This window comes from Actinopolymorpha pittospori (genome assembly GCF_014873875.1).
GTDB lineage: Bacteria > Actinomycetota > Actinomycetes > Propionibacteriales > Actinopolymorphaceae > Actinopolymorpha > Actinopolymorpha pittospori.
Genome location: NZ_JADBEM010000001.1, coordinates 7,063,848 through 7,076,664, shown reverse-complemented (window position 1 = coordinate 7,076,664; position 12,817 = coordinate 7,063,848). Strand labels below are relative to the sequence as shown.

The 12,817-nt window shown below is 65.6% G+C and carries 13 protein-coding genes and 5 pseudogenes; 6 read left to right on the top strand and 12 right to left on the bottom strand.

Annotated elements, in window-relative coordinates; all coding sequences use genetic code 11:
* Positions 1 to 147: 147 nt before the first annotated feature.
* The 5 genes and pseudogenes from HEB94_RS32935 to HEB94_RS32915 form a co-directional block, all read right to left on the bottom strand.
* Positions 148 to 330: a hypothetical protein gene (locus HEB94_RS32935; protein ID WP_192753459.1), complete on the bottom strand. Its 183-nt coding sequence runs from the start codon at positions 328 to 330 to the stop codon at positions 148 to 150.
* Between the two features lie 735 nt (positions 331 to 1,065).
* Positions 1,066 to 1,443: pseudogene (locus HEB94_RS32930) on the bottom strand (tyrosine-type recombinase/integrase); the annotation flags it as partial.
* A gap of 15 nt (positions 1,444 to 1,458) precedes the next feature.
* Positions 1,459 to 1,638, bottom strand: a complete 180-nt coding sequence (locus tag HEB94_RS32925) for a DUF427 domain-containing protein (RefSeq protein WP_192753458.1) — start codon at positions 1,636 to 1,638, stop codon at positions 1,459 to 1,461.
* A gap of 13 nt (positions 1,639 to 1,651) precedes the next feature.
* A complete protein-coding gene (locus tag HEB94_RS32920; protein ID WP_238361703.1) occupies positions 1,652 to 2,356 on the bottom strand; it encodes a Crp/Fnr family transcriptional regulator in 705 nt (234 codons plus the stop codon).
* Between the two features lie 143 nt (positions 2,357 to 2,499).
* Positions 2,500 to 2,709 carry a DUF6789 family protein gene (locus tag HEB94_RS32915; protein ID WP_192753457.1) on the bottom strand — a complete coding sequence of 70 codons (210 nt, stop codon included), beginning with the start codon at positions 2,707 to 2,709 and terminating at the stop codon, positions 2,500 to 2,502.
* Positions 2,710 to 2,840: 131 nt separating this feature from the next.
* Between HEB94_RS32915 and HEB94_RS49685 the strand changes: the two genes are divergently transcribed.
* The 4 genes from HEB94_RS49685 to HEB94_RS32895 all read left to right on the top strand — a co-directional run bounded on the left by HEB94_RS49685 (position 2,841) and on the right by HEB94_RS32895 (position 6,709).
* Complete coding sequence (locus HEB94_RS49685) at positions 2,841 to 3,317, top strand: hypothetical protein (RefSeq protein ID WP_202896695.1); 477 nt, start codon at positions 2,841 to 2,843, stop codon at positions 3,315 to 3,317.
* Positions 3,236 to 4,282, top strand: coding sequence for a hypothetical protein (locus HEB94_RS49680; protein WP_202896694.1), 1,047 nt, complete (start codon positions 3,236 to 3,238; stop codon positions 4,280 to 4,282). The genes HEB94_RS49685 and HEB94_RS49680 overlap by 82 nt, the downstream gene beginning before the upstream one ends.
* 35 nt (positions 4,283 to 4,317) lie before the next feature.
* Entirely contained in the window at positions 4,318 to 5,205 is an 888-nt protein-coding gene (locus tag HEB94_RS32900) for a GAF domain-containing protein (RefSeq protein WP_192753456.1), read from the top strand.
* A 283-nt stretch (positions 5,206 to 5,488) separates the two neighbouring features.
* Positions 5,489 to 6,709 (top strand): IS110 family RNA-guided transposase, encoded by a 1,221-nt coding sequence (locus HEB94_RS32895; protein ID WP_192753455.1) that lies wholly within the window; start codon positions 5,489 to 5,491, stop codon positions 6,707 to 6,709.
* Between the two features lie 54 nt (positions 6,710 to 6,763).
* On the opposite strand, the pseudogene HEB94_RS32890 reads toward HEB94_RS32895, so the two are convergent.
* From HEB94_RS32890 to HEB94_RS32875, 4 genes and pseudogenes are all read right to left on the bottom strand, one after another.
* Positions 6,764 to 7,375: pseudogene (locus HEB94_RS32890) on the bottom strand (transposase); the annotation flags it as partial.
* A gap of 76 nt (positions 7,376 to 7,451) precedes the next feature.
* Complete coding sequence (ltrA, locus tag HEB94_RS32885; protein ID WP_192753454.1) at positions 7,452 to 8,687, bottom strand: group II intron reverse transcriptase/maturase; 1,236 nt, start codon at positions 8,685 to 8,687, stop codon at positions 7,452 to 7,454.
* A gap of 621 nt (positions 8,688 to 9,308) precedes the next feature.
* Positions 9,309 to 9,749, bottom strand: a pseudogene (locus HEB94_RS32880) (IS3-like element IS1141 family transposase); the annotation flags it as partial.
* Positions 9,746 to 10,180 carry a hypothetical protein gene (locus HEB94_RS32875; RefSeq protein ID WP_192753452.1) on the bottom strand — a complete coding sequence of 145 codons (435 nt, stop codon included), beginning with the start codon at positions 10,178 to 10,180 and terminating at the stop codon, positions 9,746 to 9,748. The gene HEB94_RS32875 and the pseudogene HEB94_RS32880, both read right to left, overlap by 4 nt.
* Before the next feature lie 53 nt (positions 10,181 to 10,233).
* Here HEB94_RS32875 and HEB94_RS52850 point away from each other — a divergent pair.
* Both HEB94_RS52850 and HEB94_RS51445 read left to right on the top strand, forming a co-directional pair.
* Positions 10,234 to 10,791, top strand: a pseudogene (locus tag HEB94_RS52850) (hypothetical protein); the annotation flags it as partial.
* 177 nt (positions 10,792 to 10,968) lie between these two features.
* Positions 10,969 to 11,208: pseudogene (locus tag HEB94_RS51445) on the top strand (IS110 family transposase); the annotation flags it as partial.
* Here HEB94_RS51445 and HEB94_RS32865 read toward each other — a convergent pair.
* The 3 genes from HEB94_RS32865 to HEB94_RS32855 all read right to left on the bottom strand — a co-directional run bounded on the left by HEB94_RS32865 (position 11,175) and on the right by HEB94_RS32855 (position 12,610).
* Positions 11,175 to 11,924 carry a haloacid dehalogenase type II gene (locus HEB94_RS32865; RefSeq protein WP_192753451.1) on the bottom strand — a complete coding sequence of 250 codons (750 nt, stop codon included), beginning with the start codon at positions 11,922 to 11,924 and terminating at the stop codon, positions 11,175 to 11,177. The pseudogene HEB94_RS51445 and the gene HEB94_RS32865 overlap by 34 nt on opposite strands.
* 40 nt (positions 11,925 to 11,964) lie before the next feature.
* Positions 11,965 to 12,111: a helix-turn-helix domain-containing protein gene (locus tag HEB94_RS54890; RefSeq protein ID WP_420481610.1), complete on the bottom strand. Its 147-nt coding sequence runs from the start codon at positions 12,109 to 12,111 to the stop codon at positions 11,965 to 11,967.
* Between the two features lie 118 nt (positions 12,112 to 12,229).
* Positions 12,230 to 12,610, bottom strand: coding sequence for a histidine kinase (locus HEB94_RS32855; RefSeq protein ID WP_192753449.1), 381 nt, complete (start codon positions 12,608 to 12,610; stop codon positions 12,230 to 12,232).
* Positions 12,611 to 12,817: the final 207 nt, after the last annotated feature.

Sequence of the window (12,817 nt, the reverse complement as noted above, 5' to 3'; positions counted from 1 at the left end):
TGCGTACGGATACTCAGCGAGGTCCCCGATGGCCGCGACAATCCGCGTAGCGAGCGTCTGGTCCGAGCGGTTGATCCGCTCCAGGGCTTTCTCAGCCGCCCCGTCGAGGGTGACGTCGTGCACCATGTCATAGCCCGAGCCGGGACTTCAGGTCACCCAGACACCCTTCACGCCCGCCTGGCGTTCGGCCCGAGACGCCCTGACCGCCTTGGCATCGGCGTCGAGCTCAGCGGCGTCCATGAGTTCGTCGATCGCCGCTCGCACCTGCGCCTTGGTCTCGTCGTCGGAGTCCTCCACCGCGCGCCACAGCCTCTCGCAGAGGTCGGCCACGAGTGCCTCCCGGGCCTCGGGTTCGTTGGCCTCGGCGCGGGCGAAAGCGCCTGGATGTAGCTGACCGGGAGCTGTTCCGCCGCGCCGTTCGTGAGTTCAGGGGTGGCCTGTCGAGCGGGCGCGGGTTCCGGAGAGGGCTTCGGGTCAAGCGTGTGCAGGGTGCGCCGGGAGAGGTGTGGGAGATATCGTTTGCCCCGATTGGTCGGGCTACCTGGCAGTACGGTCCTGAGTTCCATCAAGGTGAGCCTCACGTGATCTGGCGTCGGATCGGTACGCACGACATCTTCAGGAAGCCGTGAGGATTCGGACGCCTCGCCGGCCCGTGCGACGTTGCACTGCTTCGGCGCCACCAGCTTCCGGTGGGTCTGCTCGTAGCGGCGCAGCGCCCCAGCGACGTCGCCGGGCGTCGCGGCCAGCGACTCCGCGAGCGTCACCGCGCCGGCCGTCGGTCCTCCCTCGACCATCCAATGGATTTCCGTGCGGACCAGGCGGTCCCAGCAGGGCAGTGCGTTCGTCTGGCCTGAGCGTGCCCACGAAGTCGGACGCGACCGACATGCACGATCCCGACACCCAACGCCGCGCGGCGATGGTGTCGACGTTCTTCCTGTAGGCGCCTCGCGGAGCCTGGGCCATTAGTGGGTCCGTGGGGTCACCGACATGAGGTGTCCTTCCGTTCGTGAGGTGAGCGGTGCTCAACACCGGATCATCGCGGGAGGTTCCGACACTTCCGGGCGGTCAGAGGCCGGCGGAGGATTCGTCGAGGAGCTGGATCAGGCGGCCGGAGAGGGCAGCGTCTCGGCGTACGGAGTTCGCGCGTTCGTAGTAGCCCATGGTGGTCTTGGGTTGTTCGTGGGCGGCCCACCTTTGGACCTGGTGCACGGGCGCGGCGGAGTTGAGGAGCGCGGTGATCGCGGACGCGCGGAGTACGTGTGGGGTGACCTTGGCGGGGTTGGCGACTCCGCCCCGGTTCGCGAGCCGGCGACAGACGCGTACGGGGTCGAACCGGTCGGTGGCGACGTCCTGGTCGTCGAGCAGGAGAGGACCCTCGGTGCGGCCGGCGAGGTAGTCCTCCAGGTGCTCGCACGTGATGGGGGAGAGGGGGACGGTCGTCCACTTCCCTCGCTTGCGCTAGACCGTGAGGGTGTAGGGGTCCGCGATGCCCTTCCACGGGCACGGCGAATGAGACCTGCTCTTGGTGACGTACTCCAGGTGCAGCGACTCGGGCGGGAAGTAGTGGTTTCCCTCAACCGCGATCGTGCGGTCGGTTTCGGCGAGCACCACGCCGTTCCAGACGGTTCTCATCCTCATGCCGAGCCTCCTTTCAGTCGCCGGACTCCGCGGCGATACCGTCGGGGTCGATCAGCGTGATCCGGCCCCGCCCGAGGCGCACCAGCCCGCGTTCGGCGAGGTCGTTGAGGGCCTTGGTGGCGGTCTCTCGGGAGGTTCCCACGAGTGCGGCGAGCTGTTCGTGGGTTAGCATCACCACCGGCGCGGTCGGGGTCAGGCTGACCCTGCGGCCCGGCCCGGCGAGCATCGTGAGCGTCGATGCCAGCCGTTGCGGAACGTTCTTGAACACGGTGTCGCACAGGCGGCGTTCCATCTCCGTCAGCCGGGCACCTAGGATCTGGGTGATCCTGGCGGCGATCCGCGGGTCGCCGAGTAGGAACCGCTGCACGTCGGCGCGGCTCATCACACACACCACGGCCGGTTCCAGGGCCTCGGCGAAGTTGCCGTACATCTGCTGACCGAGCAGCACCATGTCCCCGAACACGGTGCCAGGCTGCAAGATCGCGGTGGTCAAGGCTCGGCCGTCCGCCGCGACTCGAAAGATCCGCACCCTGCCAGACTTCAGAATGAACAACCGCTCATCCGAGGATCCCGGGGTGTAGAGGAGCTCACCGGCCGCGGAGGTCTTCTTCGGTGCCGCCTCGGCGATCGCGGCCATCTCCTGCGCGGACAGGTCGCAGAAGATGTCCACCTCGGACAGGCACCACTGCTTGTCCTGGTAGGCGCCGTTACGTTCCATCTGCACGGTCCCCTCGGCTCGCCCGGGCGCCCATGGCGGGGGGCCCGATCCGGCCGGACGGCCAAGTGCCGCCAACCCTTCGATCAGACAGTACGACGACTCCAGCCTCACATTAAGGGTCGCCTGTCTCCCGGGGGCCCATCTCAGTGCCGCTCGAGCCGTGCCTGGGTGAGCGCGTAGACCACGCCGAGGATCAGCCCATAGATCAGATGACCTACCAGACTCTGCAAAGCCGTCGCGTTGATGGCGAAGATCATCTCGTTCAGGCCAAGCCAGGCGGGCATGATCACCAAGGCGCCGAGCACCCACCACACCACCCCACCAGCCACGCCGGCGGCGAGGCGGGTCGCCACAGCGGTACACGAAAGTGGAGGTGTCGTCGTCCCGCCTCTAGTCGTCGTACCACGAGACGAACGTAAGACTCGGGCAACCGCAAGTTCGGTGACCGAGCACACAGTTCCATCAGCTCGGCACCTGCTTGTTCGTGGAGTTCACCAAGTCGATCTGCCCGTTGTGCAAGACGCCGATTGACGCGCAGGTCAACATCCGCAAGAACAAGGTCTATCTGCGTAAACGCTGCCGGGATCACGGTGGGTTCGAGGCCCTGGTGTACGGGGACGCCGAGGAGTACCTGTCCTCAGCCCGGTTCAACAAGCCCGGCACGATCCCGCTGACGTTCCAGACCGACGTGCGCGACGGCTGCCCGAGCGACTGCGGGCTGTGTCCGGAGCACAAGCAGCACGCCTGCCTGGGCATCATCGAGGTCAACACCGGCTGCAACCTGGACTGGCCGATCTGCTTCGCCGACTCCGGCCACCACAGCGACGGCTACTCCATCACCCACGAGCAGTGCGCGCGGATGCTCGACGCCTTCGTGGCGTGCGAGGGCGAGGCGGAGGTGGTGATGTTCTCCGGCGGCGAGCCCACCATCCACAAGCACATCTGGACTTCATCGACCTAGCCCAGGCCCGCCCGATCAAGAACGTCAACCTCAACGCCAACGGCATCCGCCTGGCCACCGACCGGAACTTCGTCGCCGAGCTCGGCAGGCGCAACGAGGTGCCGGGCAAGTCGGTGAACATCTACCTCCAGTTCGACGGCTTCGACGAGCGCACCCATCTGGAGATCCGGGGCTGGGACCTGCGTATGTTCAAACAGCGGGGCCTGGACCACTGTGCGGAGGCCGGGCTGACCGTCACCCTGGTCGCGGCCGTCGAACGAGGCCTGAACGAGCACGAGCTCGGGGCGATCATCGAGGAGAAACTGCGGGCAACCGCCGAGGCACTGGACTGCGCGGACGCCTGCCGGATCGACCTGCCCCAGGCCGTGAAGGACCTGAACGACAAGGCGTTCATGATCGGCGTACAGGACTTCCAGGACCCCTACACCCTCAACGTCAAGCAGCTGATGAAGTGCTGCGTCGAGGAGATCACCCCCGAACCAGACAAGGCCCAGGCCGCATCCGAGTTCGCCCGGGTCCTGAAATCCGGCGGCCGCCTCGGCATCACCGACGTCACCGCCGCCCCCGACCGGCTCCCACCGGAACTGACCACGCTCGCCGCGCGGATCGCCTGCATCGCCGACGCCTGCCCGGTCGCCGAATACACCGCGATCCTGGCCGCCGGTGGCCTGCACACCGTCCGCACCGAGCGCCACGATGCTGCCATGATCCGCATGATCGACCAGATCGAGGCTCGGCTGAACCTGCTGCGCATGACTGCCGCGAACCGGCTCGACGACGTTGGGTTGGACCTGGATGCGGCCCCGGCCGTGTTGGCCGCGGCCCGCGCCGCCGTCACCGACGGCAACCTCGGCTACGCCCTGCTGATCGCCGAGAAGCTCCCGACGGTCCGCGTGATCTACCGGCCCGTACGTAAGCGCGCTCACATACCTGCACGGCCACCGCTCCTAGCATCAGGACCATAGCCAAGGATCTTTGAGCAGGAGAGGACTTACTGTCCATGGTCGCCGGTCTCCTCGTCAACCTGCAGACCAACGCCGAACGCCTCGGCGGCAGCTGCCAACTCCGACCAGACCACCCCGCCACACCATCCTCGAATGGCAAGTCCCCTGATGGGGGTCCTCCCGTGCCCGACCATGAACGCCATCAGGAGTGGCTGCGAGCTGCCCAAAAGATGACCCAGCTACTTGTCTCCGGCATCGACGCCGAGGAGGCATTGCGAATCGTTGTCGCAGAGCTACGTTCTGTCTCCGGAGCGGCCGGTGCGGTGATCTTGTTAGTCGACTCGGCATACCAAGATGAGACCGGAACCTTCGCAGCAGTCGACGGTCTAGGCCTGGAGCCCCTACGCGGAACCACTGTGCCCCTGCAGGGCCTGGCCCTCACCGCCATCAACTCCGGCCGGGCCATCGTCAGCGAAGACATGACTCTCGAAGACGACCTCCCACCTCAGGTGGTCCAGGCACAGGTCACCCTCGGTCTTGGTATGTACCTCCCCCTCATCGCGGCAGGCAAGACCCTCGGCGTGCTCATCGTCGGCTGGCGACGCGACTCCGTCCATGAACACATCGCGGCAAAGGAACTGTCCCTCGTGGAGATCTTCGCCGGCCAGGCAGCACTAGCTATCCGACAGGCCCACGAGCGCGGACTCATCGTCGCCGACCGGGCGAGAGTCGCCACCATTCTGCGGGAGCAGACGATCGCACGAATCCAAGCGCTCGATACCCACCTACGCGGCGCCCTCACTCGCACCGAACATGAGTCGGCCGTCGCGCGCCAACAGTTGCAGACCGTCATCGAGGAACTCGACGAGGCCACCCACCAGATCCGCTCCGCAATCTTCATGCTGGATCCGTCCCGCCGGTCGGAAACAGAGAGCCGTGAGTGACAAGATCCTCGACGAGCGATCATCGTTGCTACCTTTCGGAGCCTAATGAGAGTTACCGGGTCAGCCGCTGGCAGACTCGGTGCCCGGTAGCCGTCGGCAGGTGAGCACTCTCGGAGCCAGGACATGAAGTCCTATTGACAGATCGTGCCCCTGCCGGTGGTCGGGAGGATGGACCGCTGATGGGATGTCGTGCCCGCCGTCGTGTGGCGTGAGCACTTGATCATTAGGTTGCGGAGGTTCTCCCGCGGGCTGCTGATGGTGGCTGTCGAGGACGGGAGAACAGGTGCTGTTCGTCGGGGACGACTGGGCTGAGGATCATCACGACGTCGAATTGCAGGACGTGCAGGGGCGAGGGCTGGCCAAGGCCCGGCTGGAGGAGGGCATTGCTGGGATCGCACGGCTGCACGAGTTGATCGGGCGGCAGTTGGATGAGAACGCCGAGGCCGACCAGGTCGTGATCGGGATCGAGACCGACAGGGGCCCGTGGGTGCAGGCGCTGATCGCGGCCGGCTACCGGGTTTATGCGATCAACCCGCTGCAGGTTGCCCGGTTCCGGGAGAGTACGTCGGTGTCGGGGGCCAAGAGCGATCCCGCCGATGCCCACACCATCGCCGACATGGTGCGCCTGCAGCATCACCAGCTACGGCCGGTTGCCGGGGACACCGCTGAGGCCGAGGCGATCAAGGTGGTCGCCCGGGCGCACAAGACGTTGATCTGGGAACGTAACCGTCACATGCTGCGGCTGCGGCACGCGCTGCGGGAGTTCTTTCCCTCTGCCCTGGCCGCGTTCGGTGATCTGGCCGGAGCTGATGCTCTCGAACTGCTGGCCAAGGCGCCCGACCCGGACTCGGCGGCCCGGTTGACGACCGCCCAGATCACCGCGGCGCTCAAGCGGGCCCGTCGCCACCATGTGGCCGACAAGGCCCAGAAGATCCGGGCGGCGCTGCGCGCCGAGCAGCTCGGTCAGCCGGCCATCGTGACGTCGGCCTACTCAGCCACCGTCCGCGCCCAAGCGGCCATCCTGACCACGCTGAATGAGCAGATCAAGAGCATGCAGGAGCAGGTGGAAGCACATTTTGGGCGGCACCCGGACGCTGAGATCATCGTGTCTCAGCCCGGTCTGGGCATGATCCTCGGTGCCCGGGTGCTTGCCGAGTTCGGTGACGACCCCGACCGCTACGCCAGCGCCAAAGCCCGCAAGAACTACGCCGGGACCAGCCCGATCACCCGCGCCTCCGGCAGGAAGCATGTCGTCACGGCCAGATACGTCCACAACGACCGCCTCATCGACGCGCTCGGCCGCCAGGCCTACGCCGCGATGATCTGCTCGCCCGGTTCCCGCGCCTACTACGACCAGCAGCGAGCCCGCGGCCTCGGCCACCACGCCGCCGTCCGCCAGCTCGCCAACCGGCTGGTCGGCATCCTGCACGGCTGCCTCAGGACCGGCACCACGTACGACGAAGCGACCGCATGGTCACATCGCACGGAACAAGTCGCTGCTTGACAACTTTCGACTTGGGATGTCTGTCAACCTTTCTGAGACACGTTCTTGAAGCAATTACTGAGTCGGTTCTTCCTTGTCCTGGGGTTTGTTGATCCATGCCGCGGCGGGCAGTTTCGGTGGCTGGGGTGGCTTGCGGACGAACCGTTCGGGGTGTGCTGCGTGGGCGGCATCGAGGACCCGACTGCGGGCCTCGCGGACGGTGTGAGCACGGCCGTGGTGGACGTCTGCGGGGGTATGTAGACCGATCCCGGAGTGGCGGTGGTCGTGGGCGTACCAGCCGAAGAACCGGTCACAGAACACGCGGGCGTCCTCGATGCAGCCGAACCGGTCGGGGAAGTCGGGCCGGTACTTCAGGGTCTTGAACTGCGCCTCGGAGTAGGGGTTGTCGTTGGAGCAGTGCGGCCGGCTGTGGCTCTTGGTGACCCCCAGGTCGGCGAGCAGGAACGCGACCGGTTTGGAGGCCATCGAGGCGCCCCGGTCGGCGTGCAAGGTGAGCTGGTTGCGGTCGACCTGCTGCTTGCGGACCGTCTCGGCGATCAGCCGCTCGGCCAGGGTCGCGGACTCTGCGGAGGCCACCATCCAGCCGACCGGGTAGCGGGAGAAGATGTCCAGGATCACGTACAGGTAGTAGTAGGTCCACTTCGCCGGGCCTGCCAGCTTGGTGAGTCGGGTGGCCCCGAGGAGTTTCACCCCGGGGCTCCCACAGAACGGAGCGTGAACCTCTCGGCTCACTCCGCTCTTCTCATCGATACCCAGACGACATGCGCTCCCATGACCAGTGCCTGAACAGCCCCGGATCTCGATCGACGATCCCGGACCACCAGCGCCACAGGCGTTTCCAGGCACGCAACCGCTTGTACTTCCGTCGCGCCCATCGCATCAGGTAGGTGTTGATGCGTCGTAGCAGGGGATATATCTCCGACCTGTTGTATCGGCCGTAGTAGTTCATCCAGCCCGCCACGATCGGGTTGATCTGTTTGGCCAGTTCGTTCAGGTCTGTTCCTGTGCGCAGGTGGAGCCGCCAAGAGCGGACCACCCCTCCCATTGCCTTGAGAGCTTTCGGGCTGACCGCAGGCGTGAATCTGACGTGCATTCGCCCGTCCTTGCCTTTCAACGATCGTGCCCGGAACTCGTACCCCAGAAAGACGAACGAGGTGTGTTCATGATCGCCTCGCCGACTCTCGTCCTTGCAGTACGCAATCTTGGTCTTGTCCGGATGCAGCCGGACGCCGACCTGTTCCGTCCGCTCTTTCAGCGCGGCCAGGACCGTTTCGGCCTGCCGCTTGGTGGCACAGTGCACGATTGCGTCGTCGGCATAACGTTCGAACTCCACCGTCGGGAATTCGCGCGCCAGCCACGTGTCGAATGCATAGTGCATGAACAGATTGGCGAGCACCGGCGAGACCGCTGACCCTTGCGGGGTTCCTCGGTCTCGCTCGATCACGGCTCCGTCGTGGGTCTGCATCGGCGCGGCCACCCACCGCTGCTCCTGGGTGATGTTGGCCCGCACCGCCTTGACCATCAGTTCCCACGGCACCGTATCGAAGAATTTCTGAAGATCGAGGTCGATCACCCAGCTTTTCTTCCAGCACCGTTGGCGGCACGCGGCCACCGCATCCAGCGCCGACTTACCCGGCCGGTACCCGTATGAGTCGTTCACAAAGATCGACTCGGTTCGGGGCTCCAGCGTCATCGCGACCACCGTCTGCGCCACCCGGTCGGCCACCGTCGGCAACCCGAGGGTCCGGGTCCCACCGTCGGCTTTGGGGATGTCCACCTGAAGCACCGGTGGCGGAAAGTAGGTCCCCGACGACATTCGATTCCAGATCCTGTAGAGGTTGTTCCGCAGGTCCTTCTCGAAGTCCTCGATCGACTGCCCATCCACCCCGGCGGCGCCTTTGTTCGCCGCGACCCTTCGATACGCCTCCCACACTCGCTGCTTGGGAATCACAAACGACTTGCCGTCCGAACCTGACATGCCCTCTCTCGTCCTCCCGGCCCAGACAGACCACCCGGTCTGCCCTGCCAGTTGCTCAAGCGACAGGTCAACGATGAGCCGGCCCCTTCGCTCCACCCCCATTACAGGGGCTTCTCCACCAAGAGCCGGTCCGCCAGCCAGCGCCGCAACGGTACTCAGCATCTTCCAGCGGCAGCCTTGGATGCACTCCCTCTCGCCGCCTCCCACCGCTGTGGCGGCAGGTTGCGGACGGTTTCGGCGCTCGCTCTCCCACGTTCCATGCAGAAGCCGCAGACCAGGATCACGCCGCCTTCACACCGGACACCGCCTGGCCAATACTCGGGCTCCCGCCAGGCTCATCCCGAAGCTGGGACACTGCCTCGGTTTCGATGTCATCCTTGTCTTTCGGTGCCTCGTCAGCGGTTCACTCACGTTCGTCTTCCTGGTCCCCGCCTTACCCGTTTACTCGGGCCTTTTCCTCACCGCTCACCACGATGGTCTTCAGCCAACGCAGCGTGAGGTGGCTTGACATCTCTCCCCGAAAAGCGACGCCGGAGGGCCAGCAATCCTCCATCTCCTGCACAGCACCACATCAAGCAGCCCTGCCTACATCAGAGCCCCTCTCCGCGCTCGTGGCGCACTGTCCCAACTCCACGCCTGGTTCGGGCTGGCCGCGACGAGCTCGGGTTTCACCTTCGCCGGATGGGTGGCATGCCGACGCCGGTCCCCGGTCTCGCCCCGCTCGCGCAGCAGCCGGTACATCGTGGACTCACTGGCCAGGTAGGTCCCTTCGTCCAGCAGCGTGGCGTAGACGGTGGCCGGTGCGGCGTCGGCGAACCGCTCGGAGTGCAACACCTCCAACACCGCGGCCCGCTCCGCGCCCGACAGCGCACGCGGCTGCACCTGTGGTGCCCGCACCTGCTCGGGTTCCGGTCTCGGCGCAGCCCTGGCCTTACTAGCCGGGCGAGCTCGGTAGAAGGACGCCCGCGCCACACCGACCGCCGCACAGCCTGCCTTGGCGCCGACCAGAGACACCAACTCGCCCACCGCATCATCGACCGCGGCCGCGATGGCCGTGCTCATCTCGCCGGGTCCTCCTCGGTCCCGCTGCCAGTGGCGAGCTGTTCCAGCAGCGCGGAGAGCTTTCCCTGCACCTCGATGACCCGCCGAGACGTCTCCAGCTCGGCCTGCAACTTGGCGACCTGGGCGCGCAGCGCCGCGTTGTCTGCCTCCACCGGGTCGACCGGGGGCCGGCCACGAGTCTTACCCAGCGCCTCCAGCGCACCCTTGTCACGCTGCTTGCGCCACTCGCTGATCAGCGAGGAGTACAAGCCCTCCCGGCGCATCAACGCGCCCCGCCCATCACGGTCCAGCCGGTCGTACTCTGCCAGGATCCCGGCCTTGTACTTCGCCGTGTACGTCCTACGCGTGGCCCGCTCGGGCACCTGCGGATCAGGCACTTCCTCCACCCCCACAGCATTGCGCACTGGCGGCACCGCCGTCGTGACCGTCATCGAACCTCTCTCCAGATCTCGCCCTCATCAGTCAGTAATTCCTACCGGACGAGGTGTCTCAACAGAGGTTGGCAGAGAGGGGAACGAGTCGACGGCGCAGACACCATCCTCGCCGCCAGCCCAGACGAGACCCGCGACGCCATCCAGGACCGGCTGTACCGGGATCGGCGCGGCGCGAGGTGCAGCATGGCGCGGCCGAGGCCGCGAATCGTCACCCGGACAAGGCGGCGGGATTGGGAGTGACCGGTGACGAGATCGCCGCATGGGCACGGGCCGCCGACGCGATGTTCGTACCCTACGACGACAAGCTCGGCGTACATCCACAGGCGGAGCTGTTCACCGACCTCGCGGTCTGGGACTTCGCGCAGACCCGCCCCGACCAGTACCCGCTGATGCTGCACTTCCCATACCTGCAGCTGTACCGCAAGCAGGTGGTCAAGCAGGCCGACCTGGTAATGGCGCTGCACAAGCGCGGCGACGGCTTCACCGCCGACGAGAAGACCCGCGACTTCGCGTACTACGAGCCGCTGACCGTGCGCGACTCGTCGCTGTCGGCCTGCATCCAGGCGGTGATCGCCGCCCAGGTCGGTCACCTCGATCTCGCCTACGACTACCTGGGCGAACGCGAGGGGCGCCACGAACACCACCGACTGCAGGAGGTAACAGGTCATCAAGCGCCGGCCGACGGCCTCGATTGCGGTCGTCGTCGGATTTCGGCGGTCGGCCACGGCGACGCGACCAACCGATCACGCTGCCCAGGATCCCGCCGGCGTATCCTGCGACGGCGTGTGGCAGCGGTGATCGACGCAGCCGAGACGGTGTTGAGCACCGTAGCTTCTCACAACTCGCGCTGGCTACCGGGCGATGCTGGTCTGGATCGCCGAGTTCGGTGACCTGGCTCGGGTCGGCATCGAGGGCACTGACTCCTACGGCGCGGGCTCGAGCGCCACCTGGCCAAGAACGACGTCACGATCCTGGAGGTCGATCGGCCGGATCATTCGGACCGACGCCGCATGGGCAAAGACGACGCGCACTGCGTCGCCGACGGTCGATCCTGTCGCCAGGACTTGAGTACCGCGGCAAGCTCCGTGATAGTCTGAGCAGTCACGTCGGGAGCGTCTCCGATAGTATCGAATGGACCGCCGGAGCGGTTTACCCATGCCGTTCGCATTCCAGCGGCACTGGCCCCGACGATGTCGAACGCATTGCAGGAGACCAGACACATCTCCGACATCGAGCATCCGAGCTTACCCGCTGCAAATCGATACACGGTACGATCCGGCTTGAAGGCCCTCATCGGGTCCGCACTCAGCAATTCGACAAAGTATTCTGCTAAGCCACTGTTTTCGATGCAGCTCCTGATCATCTTCGGGGTGCCGTTCGAGAGTACGACCATCTCATATCCGGCTTCAGCCAGGAGTTTTAGGCCGGTTGCCGCGTCGGGAAAAGGATGAAGTGAATCGTACTTCTCGACCAGACTCTCGCGAACGGTAGCGTCAAGGGAGTGGCCGGAGGTCGCCAACGCAAATTCAAGGCCGCGCATGGTAATGTATTCGAAGTTCTCGTAACGATCCATCATCGTCACCCGGAATGAATATTCGATCTGCTTCTGCCGCCAGAGCTGTGCCACCCTGTTCGCATCCTCGATATTCAGCAGAGTTGCCAGCTCTTGAGATATTGCGATGGGATCGACCAGGGTGCCATAAAGATCGAAGGCGAGAACTTCGTGGTTGAGTGCAGACACTATCAAGCTCCTTGTTCCGCTGAGGGGGTTGAATTAATGGCTAATGCCCAGATAGTGGATCCGGTTGTACAACGTCGTGACCGATTCCTAGTTCCTTTGCGGCTTGGGCCTTGTTTCCTTCATGTGCGCGCAGAATGCGGACGATTGTGTCGTGTTCGGCCTGCTCCAGTGGAGTGAGCCGGCGCACCTCTCTATTCGCACGATAAGACGCCGGAAGATCCTCCACCGTACGGGTGGTTGCACGTTGTCCGAGGTGATTCACGAGCTCCCCCAGGCGATCAGCTCGTTCTCGGTGACCTGCACTATCACCTCGACGGGCGCGCGTGGGTCGCCCTTCGCGACGGCGAGCGGCGATCACCGAGCGGAATCGCAGGCGTGTGGAGACGGAGGAAACCTGCACGCGGGCTCGGCGGCCTCGTCTGGAAGATGGTGTCCCGCATCGCCTGGATGGAGCTGTCGACCGCCTCGATCGCCGTGTCGACGCGGTGCCGGACCTCCGCCTGCCTGCTGAGACCAGCCGCGCTCTGCAGATCCAGCTCTGCCGCGGAGAGGGAGCCGATCACGCTGTCGCGAAGGTCGGACGCGATCCGGTCGCGTTCCTCCAGAACCAGTAGCTGTGCGCGTTGCTCCTCGGTCCTCAGGTGCTGGAGCGCGAGCGCGGCCTGGTGGGCGAACGCACACACCATGCTCCGCTGCTCCACGGCCTTGCGAGCGTTCGGGACGTTCGAGGACTCTCAACGCCCCCGAGCCGCGTCCGACCGCCTCTCGTGGCGGGTCTGTCAGCGGCCGGCCCGCCTTCTCACCCCCGACTGGATGGGCGGAAGGTTCCGCGTAGCCCGCGCCTGAAAGCCGCGTTGGCGACGACACGCCGCCTTCCGCGCCCGGTTTCGGCT